Here is a 21,073-nt window from a genome sequence, read left to right on the forward strand (position 1 = left end):
ATGAAAATGTTTCATCTATTAAAAGGAAATTATTGCCACTTTTTTCTCAAACGAAAGGAAATCTGTTTTTTAATTTTTCGTTCCTTCATTTGATAAATCTATTATATCCATGAAATGTGTCTAAAGTGTGTCAGCTTTCGAAAAGGATTCTAAAAAAATCTAAAAAATTATTCCCATTTAATTTATATTTTATTTAGAATTAAGTAATGTTTCGCACAATCGCAGCTTTTCCAGTGTTGCCGCGCTGTTTTCAAATATTACCCTGCCTTCTCTGTCTCCGGTATACAATAATTCCTTTTCCATAAGCCGCCGTCTGGTCTCCCGTGCCACGCCAGCTCCTCCATCAAAAAATTCCACTGTATTCCCCATCACTTCTGCTATTGCATCCTTTACAAAAGGATAATGGGTACATCCCAAAACGATTGCATCCACTGTTCCCTCACAATATGGTTTCAACAGTCTGTATAAAAATGCCTTCAAGTCTGCACTATTTAATTCTCCACGCTCAACAAATTCCACAATTCCGGGACATGCCAGCGGATAAATCTCTGCTTCCTTTTCATACCGTGCCATAAGCCTTTGAAATTTTTCTTCCCGGATTGTCATTGGCGTTGCCATAACAAGTACCCGCGGATGCTCCATAAACTGTACTGCAGGCTTTAATGCAGGTTCAATTCCAACCACCGGTACATCAGGATATTCTTTTCTCAAAATCGAGACATCTGCACTGGTTGCTGTATTACAGGCAATCACTACTGCTTTTGCTCCTTCCGACAGAAGATGTCTTACATGGCATTCCGTAAGTTCCCGCACCTCTTCTAAGCTTTTTCCACCATAAGGTGCATTTTTAGAATCTCCAAAAAATATATAATTTTCATCTGGCATCAGGCGTACCAGTTCACGTAATACGCTTATTCCACCTACACCTGAATCAAATACTGCAATTGGTCTTTCGGTCTGTTTCATGATAGCCCCCTGTTTTCGCATACAAATAGGTTCTCTTCTTTCGTAAAAAACTGCTGAAAACAGATTTTCCGTTTTCAGCAGCGATTCTTAGTTTTCCCTCGGGCATCTACGCACTCTCTTAATATTGCAGTCCTGCACATCACACGGAGCACAGTCTACCAGTCCTTTTAAGTAGCAGAACGCCTGCCGGCTCTCCTTCTTATCCGTGTCTTCTTCCCGCGGACACCTGGACACATGCTTTACATTGCAGTCCTGAATCTGTCCCGAACTGCAGTCCACAAGCCCTTTCAGGTAACAGAATTTGTTTTCCATTCTTTCCCCTATCTACTCCTTATCACCCCAACATTATGTTTCTAATGTCATGTTTATTCTATCATCTTGGGATGGAATGTGCAAGCCATAACAGACCTGTGTTTTAAATATGACTTTTAAATATCTCTTTCATTTCTTGCAAAGAGTCCCTTCTTATGCTACCTTTGATATAGTATTTTGAAAGCAGGTGCTGTTATGATAGAACGTAAAGATTTATTTTCCATTCCTTTTTATAATAAAACACAGTATACCGGAAGCCACCTGGGCATGCGCTACCGCATAGAGAAGCATGTAGAAGATGACTCCACCACTCTGCTTGCCACCTGGTGGCCGGGTCCTTACTGCTTTACCGCCACGCCGGAAGAGCAAAAAAAGACCAACACCTTCGAATATTCTGACGAAGGCATTGGTCAGGCCTGTGACTGGCTCAATCAGGTCTATGAAGAAAATACAGACCTTTTCAAAACCGTTCATATTTAATGTTACATCTGGTGACGTACTATCTTGTACTCATCATAAAGCTGATAATATGGGCAGGAATTGGTATTGCCGGTAAGAAATCTTACCATATCGTCTTCATCCAGATCCATATCGCAGACATAATATTCGTAATCTTCATCATAAACAAAATTCACACAGGTATCACAATTTCCCTGCTCTGCCATAAAATCACCTCTCCTATCTGATGACTTTCTTTGCATTCCGGTTGCAGATCATATCCAGCATATTTTCATCCGGCTCAAAGATAATATCTCCAAGTCCGCTACCGTTCTTATAAATCACTTCATAGGTCTTCGCTCCCGACTGCTTGGAAGAACAATCCTTTACGCTCACCTGATTGTTATTATGATAATTATACAATTCATGTGCAGTTGACGGTGCAATCAGCACAACCTCTTCCATCTCAATCTTTGCAACATTTTTTCTCTTTCTCTTTGCCTTGATGCGTGCAAAGCTAAGTCTTCCTTCAATATAGGTATATTCCCATTCAATCTGTGATGCAATTTTAAGAAGATACCAGAAAACTGCAAAGATAATTGCAGGAACCAGTAAAATTCCCGGATATACAATAATGGAAACCAGTACACAGAAAATCGTCAATGCGATACAAAGATATCTTAATATTACATTTACCACCGATACCTTCTTATCTACTAAAACTGTGTTTTCAAAAATACTCATACTTTAAACCTCTCAACTTTTTCTTTTTGCAACTGCTTCTTATGCAGATTCTTTTTCATTATAGCTCTTTTTCCACGATTAATCCAGTAGATTATATTTATTTAATAATTATGTTTTTTCCGTGTTTTTCAGTAGATTTTTTCGAATTATTTCGTTACAATAGAGGCAAACAGTCCGGGTGGAGGAAAGAACTATAAGCCGAAAACATATTTCAATGTTATTTCAAGCTTCTGCTCCTTTTTATGGAGACAGAATGCGCAGCAGTTCTTAGCTGCCTTTGTTTTCTGATTGCAGGCTGTCTTTCCGTTGCTTTCACCGGATAGCGGTACTGTCCGTTGCATGCGGATGCGACAGAAAGCCTGCAAGGGGCACCAAGAATTTCAAAAAGGCTAATCGTTCATCTGGCAACCGGTGCAAATTCACATCCATGTTCAGATTGCACCTTGCTGGCACGTCCTGTGCCAGCATTGCCGGTTGCTAGATGAAATTCCAAGTGCCCCTATCAGCCTTTCTCATGCATCCGCATTGCAGCGAACCGTGCCGCTATGCTGTGAAACATTGGAAAGACCGGCTGAATAGCAAAAGAAAACAAAGCAGCTTAGTTCTGCAGCATTCTGTATCAAAAATAGCAGAAGCCTGAAATGACATTTACAATTGTTTTCCTGTTTTTTTCTTTCCTCCACCCGGACAGATTACACGATAAAGGAGATTTCTATGAAAGCATATCATTTAAATAAAGATGCCCTCACCCCAATGTCGGTGGGTGTACAGAAGGAATGGGTTCTGACCAACGGAATCGGCGGCTATGCCGGCAGTTCTGTAACCGGCGCCCATGCAAGAAAACACCACGGCTATCTGATTGCCAGCCTGCACCCGCCGGTAGAACGTTTCGTCATTCTCTCCAAAATCAACGAGTGTCTGATTCGTTCTTCCGAGAAAATAGATTTTACCGTAGAACAGTATCTTGCTGACGATGGCAGTACCGCTTACCGCAAAGGCATTGAATACCTTAATTCCTTTACTTATGACGGACTGGTACATTTTACCACCAAAGCTCCGGAATTTACCATGACAAAGACACTCGCCTTTGAGCACGGTAAAAACACTATTGCCATTTCCTATGATATCCAGAATGATGGAGAATCTGCTACGCTGGTGCTGACTCCGCTCTTTAATTACCGGGTACACCATGAAGCTTCTACCATAGACACTTTAAAATTCGATACTGCTTACGAACAGCCGGAAATCCGACTGGTGCCGCAGCAGAATAAAGATGTTACCATCCGTCTTTTTACCGATGACGGAACCGTTGTTCCATGTGAGGGAAAATATACCACCGGAATGCAGTTACAGAAAGAGCTGGATGTAGAATCTGATGCATTAGATGATAACTACACGCCATACCAGATTGAATTTCCACTGGATGCCGGATGCCGCAAGAAAATATCTATCGTCTGCACCATTGAAGATACCTATGAAAAGGATGCCTTTGCCACTGCAGCCGCAGAAATGGCACGTTTTGATGCATTAGAGAAAAAGGCAGGCTACCATGATGAACTGGCAGAGACCCTGACCATTGCCGCCGACCATTTTCTTGCATACCGGCAGTCTACCGGACTGATGACTGTTCTTGCCGGACTTCCTTGGTTTACTGACTGGGGCCGGGATACCATGATTGCCCTCACCGGCTTAACTCTGGCTACCGGGCGCTATCAGGATGCCAGAGATATTCTTACCACATTTGCCCGCTATGTCCACCATGGCATGGTGCCAAACATGTTTCCGGATGAAGGAACCGCCCCATTGTATAACACCGCAGATGCTTCCATGTGGTATTTCTATGCAGTTGGAAAATATCTCGATTACACCGGCACTCCGGAAGATTATGCTTTTGTGCAGGAAACCATTTATCCGAAATTAAAAGAAATTATTGCAGCTTATGAGCACGGAACAGATTTCTCCATCTATATGGAAGAAGATGGACTTATCCATGCCGGAAGCGGTCTCGACCAGGTAACCTGGATGGATGTCCGTGTGGGCGACTGGGTTGCTACACCACGGCACGGCAAGCCGGTAGAAATCAATGCGCTCTGGTATCATGCACTCTGCCTGATGGAGGAATGGGCAACGCGTTTTGGAGAAGACGGCTCCCACTATGCAGCTCTTGCTGCGCATGCAAAGGAATCTTTCACAAAAGAATTCTGGAATGAAAAAGATGGATGTCTCTATGATGTGGTAGACGGACTGGAAGGTGATGCCACCCTTCGTCCAAATCAGATTTATGCCGTTTCCCTGCCACACCGCATGTTAGATGCTGACAAAGAAAAAGAGATTGTAGATAAGGTTTATGAGAAACTATATGCCAAAACCGGTCTTCGTTCCTTAAGCCCGGATGATAAGGAATACCATCCGACCTATGAAGGCTGTCTTGATAAACGTGACCACGCTTACCATCAGGGTACTTCCTGGGGTTTCCTCTTAGGCGGTTTTCTGACTGCTTATGTGCATGTCTATGGAACTTCCAAAGAAGTCATCAAACAGGCCGATGCCATGTTAGATGCCACCAGAGAGCAGTTCTATCACGGCTGTATTGGTTCTATTGCAGAAATCTTTGACGGAGATGAACCGCACACCTCCCGCGGCTGCTATGCCCAGGCATGGAGTGTCGGAGAAATTCTCCGGGCTTATACCGAGGATATTCTTCCATATAAATAAACTATGGGAAATAAACTACGGGAAACACAGAGGGGCTTGATTTATCAAGCCTCTCTTTTCATCCCCGTGCAATACCGATATCTCTATGCCGGAATCTGCTCCTTCAGCCATTTCTTTTCTTCTTCAGAAAGGAAGTCTGCAATCGTATCGTAGACATACTGCTGATACTTCCGAAGCAGTGCCTTTTCCCGGCTGTCTAATTCTTCCCAGTCGATGGCTTCCAAATCAAATGGTGCAACTGTCAATGTTTCAAATTCCATGAACTGTCCATATTCCGTTTTCTCCGCTTTCTTACAAAGCAACAGATTCTCAAGGCGGATGCCGTATTTTCCTTCCAGATACAGTCCCGGTTCATCTGAAGTAATCATACCTTCTTCCATGATGGTTCCGGTACCGCACCGTTCCCGGTAACGAAATGCATTCGGTCCTTCATGTACATTTAACAAATAGCCAACGCCATGGCCTGTTCCGTGGTTATAGTCAAGTCCCATATGCCACAACGCTTCTCTTGCCAGATAGTCAAGGTTGACTCCCGTACAGCCATATTTAAATTTTGCATCCGAAAGTTTCAGATTTCCTCGTAATACGGCAGTATAATGCTTCTTCTCCTCTGAGCTTAATGCTCCAAGGGCAATGGTTCTTGTCACATCCGTTGTGCCATCCAGATACTGTCCGCCGGTATCCAGCAGCAGAAAGCTTTTGTTATCCAGTGGAATATTGCTCTTCTCATCCGGCTCATAATGCACAATAGCTCCATGAGCACCATATGCAGCAATCGGTGCAAAGCTCTGTCCCAGATAGCCTTCTCCCTGTCTCCGGAATTCTTCTAATTTATCACATACCGTAAGCTCCGTTATCTGCCGCTTATCTTCCACATGCTTCAACCAGTAGATAAGTTTTGTTAAAGCAATGCCATCCTTCTTATGCGCCAGCCGCTCATGCTCCATTTCGGTGGCATTTTTCACTGCCTTCATAAGCTCAATCGGGCTGTTCTTCTTTACCTTATGTGCCTCTTTTGGAATGGCATCATACAGTGCATAATTTGTCATACTCTCGTCTATAAGAATGCTTTTGTCTGCCGGAATTTCCTTTATATCCGCATAAATCTGTTCATATCTGTAAATAAAGATTTTTTCAGCGGAAAGTCTTTCCTTTAAGTCAGCCGGCACACTCATTTCATTTACATACCAGCGGATTTCATACGGTGCAATCAGCACATAAGATAATGCCACCGGATTGTATGCAATATCATTTCCACGGATATTAAAAAGCCATGCGATTTCATCCAAAGACGGAATTAAAAAGTAATCCGCCTTGCAATCCACCATTGCTTTTCGTACCCCTGCCACCTTATCTTTCCGGCTCTCACCTGCATATTCCACGCCAAGCTCCCAGATTGGATCACAGGATAATGCCGGACGATTCGCCCAGATTTCGCCTACGACATCACGGTCTGGAGCAAATGTAATCTTTTTCTCCCGCAATTTTTCTTTTAAACTCTTTGCCATGCCGGTACTTACGGTTCTTCCATCAAACCCCAATACGGTGCCATCTTCCATTTTTTCTTCCAAAAAAGTGCCAATATCCACTACCCCCGGCTGTCCACTCCGGAATAATGTAATGCCGGTGCCGGCAAGCTGTTCTTCTGCCTGGATAAAATATCTTCCGTCTGTCCAGAGTCCTGCCATATCTTCAGTAATTACCAGCGTTCCTGCCGAACCGTTAAATCCGGAAATATATTCACGGCATTTAAAATATTCTCCTACATATTCTGATGCATGGAAATCATCGGAAACAATGAGATATGCCGCCATGCCGTATTCTTTCATCTTCTGTCTTAATTCCATCAATTCTTCTTTCAAATCTATCACCTCTATGTTATGCTATAATGAATGCAAGCGGGTCAATTACAGTATAGCATCCGTTATTATGAACGGAAAGGAATTCTTTTATGTTTCGCCTGATTGGAAAAATACTTTTCTTTTTCATAAGATTTATTATACATCTTCCGTTCGCCGTATTCCATAGACTGCGGCGGTTCTTTTTTGGTGTCAATTTTGACAAAATGAATGGCTACGAATTTGAAGAATATGCTGCCGAATATTTAAAACGCAACGGATATTCAAAGGTTACTGTCACCAAAGCTTCCAGAGATTTTGGTGTGGATTTAATTGCAAAAAAACACCGGACTACCTATGCAGTCCAGTGTAAATTATATCAGGGCAAAGTAGGAAACAGTGCCGTACAGGAAGCCGTTGCTGGCAAATCCTATTATGATTGTGATGAAGCGATCGTCATTACCAACAGCGTTTTCTATCCCGGTGCCATTGCCCTTGCCGAAGCCAATGATGTCATTCTCATTGACGGCACCCAGTTAAACCATCGCAGCTTCCGCTGGGGCAGATTCTTCCAGCTTCTCCTATTTCTTCTGCTGTGTGGATTGCTGATTTTTTGCATCCTATCTCCGGAATCTGCACTAATCTGACATTCAAAAGAAGGATTTCATCATAATGATTTTATATACAAATACCATCCTTACCGGCTCAATCTACCAGCCGGTAAAGATGGTATTCTTATTTATTATACAGTTGTATTTACTCCGTTTACATTGGCATGTTCGTCTTCTGCCATTGGAATTACCAGACATTTCTGTCCGTTGATAACCTCGGACTTAATCTGTGAAACTTTTTCCGGTTTTACACGAAGCACAACATCATAGGTCTTAACTACTTCGTCAGCTTCTTCCTCTATCTGTTTCTCTTTTAACTGCTGCTGCAGCACTTCAACCTGGGCTACCAGCTCCTTTTCCTTCTGAATCTGCTCATTGGCAGCCAGTGCTTTGCTGTCTACTACATTTTCTGCCAGTGGTGCTTCTTCTGCAAATTCCTCTGCGCAGGTCTTTCCAATCTTTTCTGCCTTTTCCGGTGCAACGCCGCTTTCTTCCATAACATTGGTCAAAAGCTCCGGTGTCAGAATTACCGGGTCTTCTTCCAGTTCTGCTTTCTCTTCTACCAGATCATTTAAGTTCTGCTGAATCTCCATCAGCACTTCACCGCTCTTTTCCACATCATCGCCATATGCCTGTTTGACGATAGAATGGAAGGTCATCTTCTGCTCCGTTGCGGTGCGTCTTGCGCCACAGCCTAATCCCAACTCCATAAATTCCGCATGCGGTGCCTTGGTATCCTTAGTATAGAACATCAGGGAATGAATATCTGTACTGCGGTCGGTAAATGCCGGGAATAAGAAACCGCTGTCCGGTACGCTTACCACCCAGTCACGGATTCTTGGTCCGATACGGTTTTCATCTTCTCTGTAACCCAATCCCGGTTTGGATAACTGTACCGGACAGATTGCACATAGAAGGTATTCAAACACTTCTTCTGATTCATCCAGCGCATTATTATCCGTGGTCTTGGTCATGACATCATAAGCATCATGGAACAGCAAAATCAGATAGTTGCCTGCATAGTCATAGCTTTCAATGACCATATCATAAAAACGTTCCAGTAACTCAGGATTTTTTAATTTACTTTCCCTTAAACCTAAAAGAAACTGTTGTCTTCCTCCTGCTGCTTCTTCATCCAGTGGAAAATTCAATTCCAAAAGATTATTTCCAATAGTTCCTGATAAGGTTTTCCTGGCAATCTCCAAATATTTATAAAACTCTTCATCTTCCAGATTTAAAAATGTCTCACTTAAATCAACTACCTTATTCTTACCGGCATCTACATAACAGCCACACAATCTGGTAAAGGTACAATTTTCTTTTGTAAAACGTCTCTTTAACTCTGCCACACCTTTTTTATCCATACTATGAATCTACTCCTTTACTACCTTTCTTTTATTTCTTATGTTCCCAAATCAGACTTTTATAGAACATCGAATGTGCCTTGGCACATTCCCGCGCCTGCGGCGGTCGCTTGCGACATCTACCTTATACGCCGCAGTGCGCATCCTCGCGGAGCGTTTTTGACTTTACAGGAAAGCAATTTCCTGTAAAGTCAAAAAAAAGCAAGATAAATTTCTTGCTTTTTGAAAGAGCGATAGACGGGGCTCGAACCCGCGGTCTCGACCTTGGCAAGGTCGCGCGTTACCAACTACGCCACTATCGCATATGCAATTATAGTCTGCAAAGCGGGTGATGGGAATCGAACCCACGTATCCAGCTTGGAAGGCTGGTGTTCTACCATTGAACTACACCCGCAGTTCATTGCCTTTCGGCAATGCCCAGTTCCGGAATCGAACCAGAGACACGAGGATTTTCAGTCCTCTGCTCTACCAACTGAGCTAACTGGGCTTGTGCTGTAAAGCACTCACAGCACTGATTATTTTATCGGAAAAAGCAGGGGTTGTCAAGACAATTTTCCTGCTTTTTTCATTTTTATTCCGGTGGCACGATAACTCTGTTCCGGTTTTATGCATTTCGGCTTTATTCTACGGTAATAAGTGCCATGGAATAAGATGGCAGTGTCAGTTCATTATTATCCAGCGTAATTGTATCTTCTCCGGTCAGAAGCATTCCACCGATAGTACCTTCTCCGCCTAAATCTACACCTGAAATGTCAACCTTCTGAGTTTCCTGGGAAAGGTTAAATACCAGTAATGTGGTTTTACCATCATATGTCTTGGTAATTGCTGCTATATTCTTATCAGAAAGATTCTCTACATTTGCAGCGATACCACGGGCGATTTCCGGATAACGGTTTCTCAGGCGGATTGCCTGTTTGAAATAATTATAAATGGAATCCGGGTCATCCTGCTGGTCTTCCAAGCTTCCATTTGTCATCTTAATGCTTTCCATTCCATCCGGCCCTTTACACATACCCTCTGCAGATGTATCTGAGGACCACTGCATTGGTGCACGCTTGTTTTCATCTTTTCCAGAGCCTTTCATACCAATTTCTTCCCCATAATAAAGAAATACATTGCCGCTCATCATAAGATTCATGGCTCCGGCAGTCTTAATCTGTGCAGCCTTATACTCGCCGCTATAGTATCCGGCACCTCTTGCCATATCATGATTTGTATAAAACGGTGCATCAATATAATTTTCATTATACTGGCTTAAAAGCTCATCCATTTTGCCGCAGACATTGGCATATCCTTTTGCTCCGGACTCTGAGCTTCCTTTTACTGCATTGGCAATAATCCCATCGCCATCTCCAAAATCAAAATTAAATACACTGTCAATTCCACTTTCCAGATATTTTGCATATGTCTCACGATCCGTCCAGACCTCTGCCACGATATAGGAATTCTCATCTTTTGCCTTTACCATATCATTAAACCATTTTAAGACTTCCACATTTTCTGTGGTATTATCTGAAAAATATTCTTTGGCACCATCCATACGGAAACCATCTACCCCAAGATCCATCCAGAAGGATGTAATCTCATCAAATTCAGCTCTCACCGCTTCACAGTCAAGGTTCAAATCCGGCATTTCACTCCAGAATTTTCCTTCATAATACCAATTGCTGCTGCCAGCTTTATAATACACACTGCTTAACTGATCTGTTGTAAAGTTATAATAATCTACATACGGACAAACGCTGCTATCCGGCTGCTGTCCGTCACTTAGTCCCTCCAGATATTCCACTGCCTGTGTAAACCATGGGTGTTTCGATGATGTATGGTTAATCGGGAAATCAATAATCACACGGATTCCGCGCTTGTGACATGCTTCGATTAACTGTTTAAAATCATCTATAGTTCCATACTGCTCATCAATATTTTCATAATCAGAAATGTCATATTTATGGTAGGTCGGTGATGGCATGATCGGCATCAGCCAGATTCCATTACAGCCAAGGTCTGTATCTGTACTGTCATCTCCATCATTGATATAATCCAGTTTATCAATTAATCCCTGGATATCTCCGATTCCATCTCCATCACTGTCATAAAAGCTATATAAAAACACTTCATAATAGGTGCGGTATTTATCATCAATGATATTCAGTTCTCCTGCATTTGCCTTTGCCATAGCAGAGTCTTCCACACTTGCGGTCTTTTCAGTTTCTGTCGCCGCAGCAGTCTCTGTTCCCGCAGCATTGTTATCCTGTCTGCCGCCACAGCCAGAACCTATAGTTCCAAGGGTAAGGCACAGTGCAAGAAGTAACGCCTGTAGTCTTTTTTTCATATGATTCTCCTTTTCTTCTCTTTCTTATTTCATTGAAATGAAGGGGTGATGTAAATGCGATGCTTTTGTTCTGCATTTGAAATAACGTTATTTTCCAGACAGAATGCTCCAATTCTAACCAGCACATTTTTCTTTTCTTATTATCATCTGTCTTTCCAATGTTTGACAAAATGCAAGTGGTTGTCCGGCTGAATGCGGATACCATTTTGTGACTGGTTAGGGGCGCTTGGAATTTCATCTGGCAACCGGCAACGTTGGCACAGGACGTGCCAACGAGGCGCAACTGGAACACGGATGTGACTTTGCGCCGGTTGCCGGAATAGATATAATGTAGATTGAAATTCTTAGCGCCCCTTACCGGTTGCATGAGGTATCCGTATCAGCCGGACACCCACTGCATCCAGTCAAAGCAGTGGCAAGACATCTGAAAATCAGAAAAATGTACTGCCAAGAATTGAGACGCATTCTGTCTGAATGAAAACACCTGTTATTTCAAACACAGAACAAATATCCTTCGCAATCTTCCACACCCTTCATTATCAACTGATATAACAAAGAGAGGCAAAAAACTGCCTCTCTTTTAAACATTTTAAATAGCTGTAAAATTTAGCCTTTTACTGCTCCACTCATTCCTTCTACATAGAATTTCTGTGTAAACATAAAGAGGATAGCAATCGGAATTGATACTACTACAGCACCTGCTGCAAAACATGTATACCAGCTGTTGATATACTCTTTCTCTAACATCTTCCATAAACCGATTGATACGGTAAACTGGTCTGCATTTGCACCACAGATAACCTTTGCAAATACGAAGTCAATCCATGGTCCCATGAAGGAAGTCAGGATGGTATATACAATAATTGGTTTACTAAGCGGAATGGTAATCTTAGTAAATACCTGCCATCTGCTTGCTCCATCGATGATTGCTGCCTCATCTAAGGACTTTGGAATGGTATCAAAGAATCCCTTTGCTACATAGAATCCAACACCACTACCTGCGGAGAATACAATAATCAACGCAATACGAATCATGGATCCTTCGGATAATCCCAGTGCCTTTAAGATAAAGTATACCGCAATCATGGACATGAAGGATGGGAACAGACCTAAAATCATTGCAATATTCATAAACGGTTTTCTCATTTTAAAACGCATTCTTGACATACAGTATGAAACTGAAAGTACAAAGATGGTTGAAATGATACAGGTAAAGATTGCAATAATCAGTGTATTCATGAACATCTTAGGGAAGTTCAGGATACTTGTATCTGTAAATATTTTAATATAATTGTCAAAAGTATAACTCTTCGGGAAGAAGGTCTCAACATAAGAACCTTTCTCCGCACGGAAGCTTGTAAGTACTACCCAGAATACCGGAAGTACCCAGATAAATGCTAATACTGCAAGAAATATATGAACCAAAACATTTACAAGTGTTTTACGTACTTTTGCGCCAGATGTGGCTGTTTTCTGCTTACTCATTACATGAATCCCTCCTCATCTTTGTAGGATGTGGTATTTCGATAAGTAACCAGGGCAACAATAGCCAATACCACGAATGTCATAATACCAATAACGGCACCCAGGTTATAATATTTCTTATCAACAGTCAACTTATACAACCAGGTAACCAGAAGGTCTGTCTTTCCTGCGGTTGCATCCACCGGCGTAGGATTTCCTCCGGACAGAAGGTAAATAACATTGAAGTTGTTGATGTTTCCTGTAAACTGCGTAATTAAGTACGGTGTCATTACGAATAACATATATGGCAGAGTAATTTTGAAGAAAGTCTGGACAGCGTTAGCACCGTCAATCTTTGCTGCTTCGTATAACTCAGCCGGAATGTTCTGTAAAATACCGGTTACCTGAAGAATCGTATATGGAATACCTACCCACAGGTTGATTACAATAACGGTAACTCTCGCCCAGATTGCCTTGGTAAAGAATGGCAATGCAGTGTCGATAATACCATATTTCATAAGCAGCGTGTTAACAATACCGGTTGGCTGTAACATACTTCTCATAATCAGAAGGGAAACGAACTGTGGTACTGCGATAGATAATACAAAGCAGAATCTCCAGAATCCCTTTGCCCTTGTTTCTTTCCGGTTGATAATGATTGCAAGAATCATACCAAAAATATAGTTTAATGCTGTTGCAAACACAGCCCAGATCAGGGTCCATCCTAATACGGAATAGAACTGTTTTCCAATACTGTCTCCAACATTCAATATTTTCTTAAAGGTAGCAAATCCAACCCAGTCGAATAACACTAAGTGTTCTCCAGACGTACTGTAGTTGGTAAATGCCATTGTAATATTGTAAATCAATGGAAGAACAGTAAAGAGCAAAATTCCCGTCAGTGGGAGTGCCAACAGCAATTTATGTAAATTTTGATCAAACAAACTCTTGAAGTCTTCTTTAAATGTGTTTAAATGCTTACCTGCTTTTGCCAGCAGTTCTGATTTATATGAACTTTTTACTGCTTCCCTCCATACAATGATAAACATGAAGGTAAGATATAATGTTGCAACTCCATAAAGTAAGATAAGCTGTGAATTATCACCAGCCTGATATTCATAAATACTCTTTGCATCATTCCATACCTTTTCCTGCTCTCTCCATCCAAGTGATGGCAGCATGGAAACTGCATAGAATCCATAAGAAATCATGTAATAAAGATACACAACCTCAATTGCCAAAAACATAAGACCTTTTACAATCTGTTTATGTGCAATATTGCCCAAGCCCATGATTAACATGGAGAGCTTAGTAATTACATTTCCCTTAACTAACGCACCAGTAACGGTATATGGTGTCTGAAACTCTTTTACTTTTTTCTTTTTCGTAGCAGCCTTCTTCACGCTATGGGCCTCCTATACTCTCTATAGTAAGACATCCAGGGTACCGTTTCCGGTATCCTGGAGTCCCCGGTTCTTTTTCAAACCGCTTTTTTAGGAATTCTTATAATGAACTTCCAATTACATCTTCTGCTTATTCAGCAACGTCTGTATTCATAGTTGTGTTCATTTCTTCTGTCTTCTCAGCAGCGTTGTCTTTTGTTACTTCGCCAGACTGGATATTTTTACCCATATTCTCTGCTGGTGACCAGTAGTTACCCATTTCTTTACATAATGGCTGCATGATAGATGTATCTGTCATAACATTTGTAACTGCTGTTGCGATTGGATCGTCAGCTAAAGAGATGTTGATGTTTGAAGGAAGGATGTTTCTCATTTCATAATGAGCTGTCTGAGCCTTCTCACCTGCTAAGTAAGCTGCAAGAGACATAGCTACCTGCTGGTTCTCAGCATTAGGGTTAACACCGATTGCTTTAGATCCGATGAAGGATTTCATCTGGCCTTCTTTTCCGTCGATTGTAACGGTAGGAAGAGCTGCAACACCCATGTTGTCACCAAGTTTTTCTTTAACTGCATCAGCATCCCATGTTCCGGAGAATACTGCTGCTACACTGTCGCCTAATCCAGCAAGACCAGATCCGTCAGCATCTACTAAGAAGTTAGGATTTGCTGCTAAGTCTACTAAGTACTCTGTAACTGCTGCTGCTTTGTCTCCACCGAAGTCGATACCAGCATCTGTATCAGTTCCATCACCGAATAATGTACATCCGTTAGCTACATAGAATGCCTGAATATACCAGGAATCAGTTAATTTGAAAGAAACTTTCTTTCCAGCTTCTCCAGCTTTCTCTAACATTGTATCAAAGTTCTTTACGTCATCCTCTGAGAATACGCTCTTATCATAGTACATGAACCATGTATTAGAGGTAAATGGGAATGCTACTACTGAATCGTTGTATGTAACAGATGCAAGAATAGAATCAGAGTTTGTAGATGTTACATATCCAAGATAATCTCCACCAAGCTCTGATAATGCGCCTGCAGATACCAGATCCGGGATGTTATCGTTAGCAAGCATGTAAACGTCTGCTGCTGCTTCAACGTCTTTTGTTACGTTGTCTTTTGCTTCACCCTCTGCACATACACCATAATTGAAGTTGATTTTCCAGTTTGGATGCTCAGCTGCAAATGCTTCACACTGATCCTGAAGCCAGTTTGTATCCTGATCTTCCTGTGGGCTCCATACTGTTAAGTCACCCTCCCAAGCTTCATCTTCTGCTGCAGCTGGTTTTTCTGTTTCTACTGCTGCTTCAGTATCTTTCTTTTCTGTGTTCTTGTCTGCGTCTTTGCTACCGCATCCTACCATGGATACTGCCATAGCTGTTACAAGAAATAATGATAATGCTTTCTTTTTCATTTTCTTCCTCCTTAAAAATGTGATTTCGATTAAGCATTTATATAAAACGGTAATCCGTTCTATATCATATAGAAATTATCTGCGGTATACTGCCGCAATGGTGCGGATCCACGCTCTTCGTTCTTCACTCAGAGTATCTTTTCCCACCCGCCATTTCCAGTTCTGTCCGACTGTGGATGGCTGATTCATTCTGGCTTCATTGCCAAGCTGTAAAATATCCTGCATTGGAATAATTACCACATCCGCTATGCTTGAATAAGCCAGACGGATTAAGGCGTCCGGAATTTCTTCCTTCGAGCCGATATTCAAATATTCATAGAGGTAAGCCAGTTCATATTCTGTCTTATCCCGGAAATAACCAACAACAGTATCATTATCATGTGTTCCGGTATATACCACTATGTTATTTTCTTCAAAGTTATGTGGAAGATTTTCATTTCCTGTATTTCCATCAAATGCAAACATCAGGATTTTACTTCCAGGCCATCCAATTCTTGCAAGAAGCTTTCTGCTTCCGGCGATGGCACTTCCGGCATTGTCTGCTATGATTCTGCAGTCACCGGCACTTTCTTCCATCACATCTGTCAATTTCTTTCCAGGACCCTTGTTCCATTTCCCATTGCAGCAATCCTTTTCCCGAAACGGAATCGTATAGTACCTTACAACTCCAAGGAAGTGGTCAATCCGGATTACATCATATAACGCTGCGTTTTTCTCAATCCGGTGTCTCCACCAGTCAAACCGGTACTCTTCCATATAAGAGTAGTCATATACGGGATTGCCCCATTTCTGACCTTCTTCTGAAAAATTATCCGGCGGGCTGCCTGCTACATACTGCTGGCTTCCGTCTTCTTCTAATAAGAAGAGTTTCCGGTCTGCCCACACATCGGCACTGTCCATTGCCATATACAGCGGTATGTCCCCAATAATCTGTATTCCTCTTGTATTTGCGTACTGTTTTAAGAATTTCCACTGTTCATAAAATTTATACTGGCAGAATTTCCAAAACAGGATCTCTTCTTTTAGTAATTCTGTGTATTCCTGTAATGCCTCCGGTGTACGATTTCTGATTCCCGGTTCCCATGCCATCCATTCCCGGTTATTTTCTTTTCCTTTGACTGCCATGAACAATGCATAATCAGCCAGCCAGCAATCATTGTCTTCTTCAAACTTCCGGAAAGAAGGCTTTGCGGTATCAAACCGTTCAAATGCTTTCTTTAATATCTGAAAACGGTTTTCAAAAAGATTGGCATAATCAATATCTTTCTCATCTGCACCCCAGTTATAGCTTCGAATCTCGCTTTCCATAAGCAGACCGTCGCGAACCAGGTCATCTAAATCTATCAAATACGGATTTCCTGCAAATGCTGATATTGACTGATACGGGCTGTCTCCAAAACTGGTTGGTCCAATCGGAAGTATCTGCCAGTATCTTTGTTTCAGGTCTACAAGTAAGTCTACGAAATTGAAAGCTGCATCACCCAGAGTTCCGATTCCATAATCAGATGGAAGACTTGTTATTGCCATCAGGATTCCTGCTCCTCTGGTTAGTCTCTTTGCCTCCAATGTTTTTCCCCCACATCGGTTTTTGTTTTTTGCTTTTCGTTAATTTTCGTATCTGAGGTTATTTTACGTCTTTTTAACAATTTTGTCAAACAAAACAGTCCTTTTAACATCATTTTTGCCGTTTTTAACGGAATTCGCATTGTTTTTTTGGTTATATTGCTATTTAAAACCCTGTTTTTTTCGAAAAATAATATTTTGCAGTACTTGCACCTGTCATGCAAATTCTATATAATACAGAATATAAGAGGTTTTTGATATAATTTTACTTAAAATATACCAGATTTATGGAGGCTTGTTATGGTCACAATTAAAGATATTGCCAACCGGCTCGGTATTTCCGTCAGCACTGTTTCCAAAGGATTAAACGGCGCCAGTGATATCAGCGAAGATTTACGGCAGATGGTTCTTGATACCGCTGTAGAAATGGGATATCAGTCCAAGAAGATGAAAAAGGACGAAAACAAGAAGCTTTGCCTTTTTATAGAAAATATGGACTATGAAACAGCCAACCAGTTCGGATACGAAATCATCCTGGGTTTCCGCCAGGCTGCTTTCCGGGATGGCTGGTCCGTCAGTGTAATTCCGGTTACTCCGGCTTTCCAGATGACCGAAAAATATGATACTTATATGTTAAAGAACGGTTATTCCGGCGGGTTCCTGGTAGGCTTTGCTCTTCATGATGACTGGATGCGGCAGCTTGCCTTCACTTCCATTCCAACTGTCCTTTTCGATAATTATATTAAGAAGAATCCACATGTGTGCTATGTGGGAACAGATAACTCTGAAGGAATTGAATCTGCAGTCGACCATCTCTATCAGCTTGGTCACAAAAAGATTGCTTTTCTCAACGGTTCTCTCTATTCCATGGTCAGTGAGAAACGCTATCAGGCATATTTAGATGCCATGAAATCCCACAATCTTCCAGTAGAAGAAGATATGGTTGCACATGGCTACTATGTTGCAGACAGTGCAAAATATCATGTACCGAATTTTCTTGCTGCCGGAGCAACAGCAATTCTCTGTGGTAATGACCTGATTGCTTCCGGAGTCATTACAGAATGCCGGCTTCGAGGTTTTTCTGTTCCGGATGATATCAGTGTGGTTGGTTTTGACGACCTGCCGATTTCTTCTTTCTTAGAGCCGCCACTGACTACAGTCCGTCAGGAAAGAACCGAGCTCGGCAAATGTGGATATGCTGCTCTGAGCAACCTTATTAATCATGTCTCCGTCAGCATGACTTTACTGCGTCCGCAGCTTATTACAAGAGCATCTACTGCTCCATGTGCAGAGCGTGAAGAAGAGGCAGAAAAAGAATAGGGCTATTCACAAAGGGAACATCACAACAACGGAAATGTGCTTTGCGGATTTCCGGCATAAAAAAAAGGAAACGACCGTTTCCTTTTTTAATGCCCGCGACCGGAATCGAACCGGTACTGTGTCACCACAACAGGATTTTAAGTCCTGCGCGTCTGCCAGTTCCGCCACGCGGGCAAGTATCTTTTTATAGTTACATAAAAAAATTCTCATTGCATAACCACAACGAGAATGGGCAGAGGTGGATTCGAACCACCGAAGCAATTTGCAGCAGATTTACAGTCTGTCCCCTTTGGCCACTCGGGAATCTGCCCATTTATCAGTCCTTAATTGTCCTGACGAATATAGATTATAGCATAACGCCCTGCTGTGCGCAAGGCGTTTTTATGCATTTTTTGCATTTTTTATTTTGCCATTTTTTATTCTTCCGGATTCTTTCCTTTCAGAATGACAGCTGCATGCTTTGGCAATGTAATATCCAGTCTTCCATTGACGATGTCATAGCTGACAGAAGAAATGGAGTATCCATTTTCACTAGTAAAAAGTATCTGTTCTAAAGTTCCGTACTTCGGAAGCCCCACTGCCCATACTGACAAATCAATGTGCCGGATATTTTCATCATTATTTACAATAATGACAAACTGCTGTTCCCGGTTAAATCTTCCATAGCAGAGAAGATTATCCTCACCATTTAAAAATTTCACACTTCCGGTACGAAGTGCCGGGTTTTCTTTATGAATTCTGATGATATCACGATGGAAACGAATCAGTTCTTTATCTTCCCGGCCCCACGGATAAGTTCTGCGGTTATCCGGATCTGTAAATCCACATAGTCCGGCTTCATCACCGTAATAAACGGTAGGTGCTCCCGGCCAGGTCATCTGAATGACAACCGCCTCCCGTAGAACCGCTGTATTTACGCCCTCTTCTGCCGCTTTTGTTCCAAGGTGTTCCGCTCTACCTACTTTATGATTGGTTCTGGTTAAGAATCTGGAATGGTCATGGTTGGAAAGTTCATTCATGGAGCACTGCAGCGATGGTGTCAAAAAGCTTGCCATATAATGCTTCATAGCACCTTTAAAGTTCTCAAACTTTCCGATATTTTCCGGTTTAAAATCATCACTGTGTTTCTCCATTCCGGTAAGGAACCATGTCACCGGCTCCATAAAAGCATCATAGTTCATAACTGTATCCCACTGGTCTCCACCCAGCCAGTCTCTCGGGTCGCCGTAATGTTCTGCCAAAATCACTGCCTGTGGGTTGGCTTTCTTTACGGCATCACGGAATTCTCTCCAGAACTGATGGTTATATTCCGGACTGTGTCCCAGATCTGCCGCGACATCCAGTCTCCAGCCATCGGCATTATAAGGTGGAGAAACCCATTTTGCAGCCACATGAAGAATATAATCATGCAATGTATCTGAATCTTCATAATTAAGCTTCGGCAATGTATCATGTCCCCACCAGCCATCATAACTTCCGTTATCCGGCCATGCATTCTGATCATGGAACTGGAAAAAGTCATTGTACGGACTGTCCTTGCTGATATAGGCTCCCGGTTCATAGCCTGCTTCACTACGGTAGATTTTTTCACGATCCAGCCATTTATTAAAGGAACCGCAATGATTAAACACTCCATCCAGGATAACGCGGATGCCCCTCTGGTGCGCTTCCTTTACCAGCGTTGCAAAAAGTTCATTGCTTGCCTCCAAATTCCGTTTATCCGTCACGCGGGTGATATAGCGGCTGGCATGCTGGTTATTGCGGTCACCCGGTTGTAAAAGTTCTCCCTCATCCACCACTATTTTGCCGTAATGCGGGTCAATATAATCGTAATCCTGAATATCATACTTATGATTGGACGGAGAAACGAACAGTGGATTGAAGTATATCACCTCTATTCCAAGTTCTGTGAGATAATCCATTTTCTTTCTCACGCCCTCTAAATCTCCGCCATAAAATTCTGCTACCGAAAAATTCTCCGGGCATTTCTCCCAGTTATCTACCTTCTGACTGGTAGCACGGATATAGAAATATTCATCCGTCAACGGGTCGTTGGAAGTGTCTCCATTGTAAAAACGGTCTGTTAAAATCTGATACATAACCGCCCCTTTTGCCCAGTCCGGCGTGGAAAAACCCGGTACAATTTCAAAATTATACTGCGGTCTTGGTGTCTGATTCACGCCATAGCGGTCAAAGATACAGTGAAGCATTCCCGTCTCAATTTCAAAGTAATAGTAGAAATGCTCCTCTGTCATACGGATTTCTACGGAATAATAATCAAAGAGCCCCTCTGACTCGGTCTTTTCCATAAAATATTTTTTCTGTTCTGTACAAAGCCAGACTGCATCTACATTATCTCTTGCTGTACGAAAACGAATGGTCACCAGCTCTCCGGCTTTGGGTTCTGCCGGACTACGATAATCTTCTGTTCCATCAGAAAAGAGTGCGCGTTTTCTAAGAATCGGGCGCATCTGCATAATATACTGCTGAATTCTGTTCAATTCATAAATCGATTGCTGTTTCTTCATCATCTTACAACAAGCCTCTCGTTTCTAAATAATTATTTTTATTACTATAATATACGAAAGT

At 42.0% G+C, this 21,073-nt stretch carries 16 protein-coding genes and 5 tRNA genes; 4 read left to right on the top strand and 17 right to left on the bottom strand.

Annotated elements, in window-relative coordinates; all coding sequences use genetic code 11:
• Window positions 1-189 precede the first annotated feature (189 nt).
• Together murI and DXB43_RS06595 are read right to left on the bottom strand one after the other, a co-directional pair.
• A complete protein-coding gene (gene murI / locus DXB43_RS06590; RefSeq protein ID WP_117841634.1) occupies window positions 190-966 on the bottom strand; it encodes a glutamate racemase in 777 nt (258 codons plus the stop codon).
• Window positions 967-1,053: 87 nt separating this feature from the next.
• Window positions 1,054-1,278 (bottom strand): hypothetical protein, encoded by a 225-nt coding sequence (locus DXB43_RS06595; protein ID WP_117947126.1) that lies wholly within the window; start codon window positions 1,276-1,278, stop codon window positions 1,054-1,056.
• Window positions 1,279-1,473: 195 nt separating this feature from the next.
• Between DXB43_RS06595 and DXB43_RS06600 the strand changes: the two genes are divergently transcribed.
• Window positions 1,474-1,758, top strand: coding sequence for a hypothetical protein (locus DXB43_RS06600; protein ID WP_117947127.1), 285 nt, complete (start codon window positions 1,474-1,476; stop codon window positions 1,756-1,758).
• A 2-nt stretch (window positions 1,759-1,760) separates the two neighbouring features.
• On the opposite strand, the gene DXB43_RS06605 is transcribed toward DXB43_RS06600, so the two are convergent.
• Window positions 1,761-1,943: a DUF6472 family protein gene (locus tag DXB43_RS06605; protein WP_117697689.1), complete on the bottom strand. Its 183-nt coding sequence runs from the start codon at window positions 1,941-1,943 to the stop codon at window positions 1,761-1,763.
• 13 nt (window positions 1,944-1,956) lie between these two features.
• Complete coding sequence (locus DXB43_RS06610) at window positions 1,957-2,460, bottom strand: hypothetical protein (RefSeq protein ID WP_117697691.1); 504 nt, start codon at window positions 2,458-2,460, stop codon at window positions 1,957-1,959.
• 714 nt (window positions 2,461-3,174) lie between these two features.
• Between DXB43_RS06610 and DXB43_RS06615 the strand changes: the two genes are divergently transcribed.
• Entirely contained in the window at window positions 3,175-5,175 is a 2,001-nt protein-coding gene (locus DXB43_RS06615; RefSeq protein ID WP_243006647.1) for an amylo-alpha-1,6-glucosidase, read from the top strand.
• Between the two features lie 83 nt (window positions 5,176-5,258).
• Here DXB43_RS06615 and DXB43_RS06620 read toward each other — a convergent pair whose 3' ends face one another.
• A complete protein-coding gene (locus DXB43_RS06620; protein WP_334294238.1) occupies window positions 5,259-7,046 on the bottom strand; it encodes an aminopeptidase P family protein in 1,788 nt (595 codons plus the stop codon).
• Between the two features lie 194 nt (window positions 7,047-7,240).
• Here DXB43_RS06620 and DXB43_RS06625 point away from each other — a divergent pair, with 194 nt between their 5' ends.
• Complete coding sequence (locus tag DXB43_RS06625; RefSeq protein ID WP_158567200.1) at window positions 7,241-7,660, top strand: restriction endonuclease; 420 nt, start codon at window positions 7,241-7,243, stop codon at window positions 7,658-7,660.
• 95 nt (window positions 7,661-7,755) lie between these two features.
• On the opposite strand, the gene DXB43_RS06630 is transcribed toward DXB43_RS06625, so the two are convergent.
• The 9 genes from DXB43_RS06630 to malQ all read right to left on the bottom strand — a co-directional run bounded on the left by DXB43_RS06630 (window position 7,756) and on the right by malQ (window position 17,128).
• Window positions 7,756-8,988 (bottom strand): DUF4317 domain-containing protein, encoded by a 1,233-nt coding sequence (locus DXB43_RS06630; protein ID WP_117947129.1) that lies wholly within the window; start codon window positions 8,986-8,988, stop codon window positions 7,756-7,758.
• Window positions 8,989-9,217: 229 nt separating this feature from the next.
• Window positions 9,218-9,290: transfer RNA gene (locus DXB43_RS06635), tRNA-Gly, on the bottom strand.
• 21 nt (window positions 9,291-9,311) lie between these two features.
• Window positions 9,312-9,382 (bottom strand) — tRNA-Gly (locus DXB43_RS06640).
• A gap of 20 nt (window positions 9,383-9,402) precedes the next feature.
• A tRNA-Phe gene (locus DXB43_RS06645) sits at window positions 9,403-9,475 on the bottom strand.
• A 132-nt stretch (window positions 9,476-9,607) separates the two neighbouring features.
• Window positions 9,608-11,320, bottom strand: coding sequence for an alpha-amylase family glycosyl hydrolase (locus DXB43_RS06650; protein WP_117947130.1), 1,713 nt, complete (start codon window positions 11,318-11,320; stop codon window positions 9,608-9,610).
• Window positions 11,321-11,926: 606 nt separating this feature from the next.
• On the bottom strand, window positions 11,927-12,805 hold the full coding sequence (locus DXB43_RS06655; RefSeq protein WP_117947131.1) for a sugar ABC transporter permease: 879 nt from the start codon (window positions 12,803-12,805) through the stop codon (window positions 11,927-11,929).
• On the bottom strand, window positions 12,805-14,187 hold the full coding sequence (locus tag DXB43_RS06660) for a carbohydrate ABC transporter permease (RefSeq protein WP_117947132.1): 1,383 nt from the start codon (window positions 14,185-14,187) through the stop codon (window positions 12,805-12,807). Before DXB43_RS06660 ends, DXB43_RS06655 begins: the two co-directional genes overlap by 1 nt.
• Before the next feature lie 130 nt (window positions 14,188-14,317).
• Window positions 14,318-15,601 (bottom strand): extracellular solute-binding protein, encoded by a 1,284-nt coding sequence (locus tag DXB43_RS06665; protein WP_117947133.1) that lies wholly within the window; start codon window positions 15,599-15,601, stop codon window positions 14,318-14,320.
• Between the two features lie 75 nt (window positions 15,602-15,676).
• Window positions 15,677-17,128 (bottom strand): 4-alpha-glucanotransferase, encoded by a 1,452-nt coding sequence (gene malQ, locus DXB43_RS06670; RefSeq protein WP_199535083.1) that lies wholly within the window; start codon window positions 17,126-17,128, stop codon window positions 15,677-15,679.
• A 336-nt stretch (window positions 17,129-17,464) separates the two neighbouring features.
• Here malQ and DXB43_RS06675 point away from each other — a divergent pair, with 336 nt between their 5' ends.
• Window positions 17,465-18,484: a LacI family DNA-binding transcriptional regulator gene (locus DXB43_RS06675; RefSeq protein WP_117947134.1), complete on the top strand. Its 1,020-nt coding sequence runs from the start codon at window positions 17,465-17,467 to the stop codon at window positions 18,482-18,484.
• 90 nt (window positions 18,485-18,574) lie between these two features.
• Here the strand turns inward: DXB43_RS06675 and DXB43_RS06680 are convergent.
• The 3 genes from DXB43_RS06680 to DXB43_RS06690 all read right to left on the bottom strand — a co-directional run bounded on the left by DXB43_RS06680 (window position 18,575) and on the right by DXB43_RS06690 (window position 21,012).
• Window positions 18,575-18,658 (bottom strand) — tRNA-Leu (locus DXB43_RS06680).
• 55 nt (window positions 18,659-18,713) lie between these two features.
• A tRNA-Tyr gene (locus tag DXB43_RS06685) sits at window positions 18,714-18,795 on the bottom strand.
• 105 nt (window positions 18,796-18,900) lie between these two features.
• Window positions 18,901-21,012 (bottom strand): alpha-glycosidase, encoded by a 2,112-nt coding sequence (locus DXB43_RS06690; RefSeq protein ID WP_117947238.1) that lies wholly within the window; start codon window positions 21,010-21,012, stop codon window positions 18,901-18,903.
• Window positions 21,013-21,073 lie beyond the last annotated feature (61 nt).

Source organism: Roseburia sp. OM04-10BH, from assembly GCF_003462605.1.
GTDB classification, from domain to species: Bacteria; Bacillota; Clostridia; order Lachnospirales; family Lachnospiraceae; genus Roseburia_C; species Roseburia_C amylophila.

Excerpts from the sequence above, each read along its gene's own strand:
- murI (WP_117841634.1), bottom strand. The coding sequence starts at position 966 with ATGAAACAGACCGAAAGACCAATTGCAGTATTTGATTCAGGTGTAGGT.
- DXB43_RS06605 (WP_117697689.1), bottom strand. The coding sequence starts at position 1,943 with ATGGCAGAGCAGGGAAATTGTGATACCTGTGTGAATTTTGTTTATGAT.
- DXB43_RS06625 (WP_158567200.1), top strand. The coding sequence starts at position 7,241 with ATGAATGGCTACGAATTTGAAGAATATGCTGCCGAATATTTAAAACGC.
- DXB43_RS06665 (WP_117947133.1), bottom strand. The coding sequence starts at position 15,601 with ATGAAAAAGAAAGCATTATCATTATTTCTTGTAACAGCTATGGCAGTA.
- DXB43_RS06610 (WP_117697691.1), bottom strand. The coding sequence starts at position 2,460 with ATGAGTATTTTTGAAAACACAGTTTTAGTAGATAAGAAGGTATCGGTG.
- DXB43_RS06615 (WP_243006647.1), top strand. The coding sequence starts at position 3,175 with ATGAAAGCATATCATTTAAATAAAGATGCCCTCACCCCAATGTCGGTG.
- DXB43_RS06690 (WP_117947238.1), bottom strand. The coding sequence starts at position 21,012 with ATGAAGAAACAGCAATCGATTTATGAATTGAACAGAATTCAGCAGTAT.
- malQ (WP_199535083.1), bottom strand. The coding sequence starts at position 17,128 with ATGGCAATAACAAGTCTTCCATCTGATTATGGAATCGGAACTCTGGGT.
- DXB43_RS06595 (WP_117947126.1), bottom strand. The coding sequence starts at position 1,278 with ATGGAAAACAAATTCTGTTACCTGAAAGGGCTTGTGGACTGCAGTTCG.
- DXB43_RS06650 (WP_117947130.1), bottom strand. The coding sequence starts at position 11,320 with ATGAAAAAAAGACTACAGGCGTTACTTCTTGCACTGTGCCTTACCCTT.
- DXB43_RS06675 (WP_117947134.1), top strand. The coding sequence starts at position 17,465 with ATGGTCACAATTAAAGATATTGCCAACCGGCTCGGTATTTCCGTCAGC.
- DXB43_RS06655 (WP_117947131.1), bottom strand. The coding sequence starts at position 12,805 with ATGAGTAAGCAGAAAACAGCCACATCTGGCGCAAAAGTACGTAAAACA.
- DXB43_RS06600 (WP_117947127.1), top strand. The coding sequence starts at position 1,474 with ATGATAGAACGTAAAGATTTATTTTCCATTCCTTTTTATAATAAAACA.
- DXB43_RS06630 (WP_117947129.1), bottom strand. The coding sequence starts at position 8,988 with ATGGATAAAAAAGGTGTGGCAGAGTTAAAGAGACGTTTTACAAAAGAA.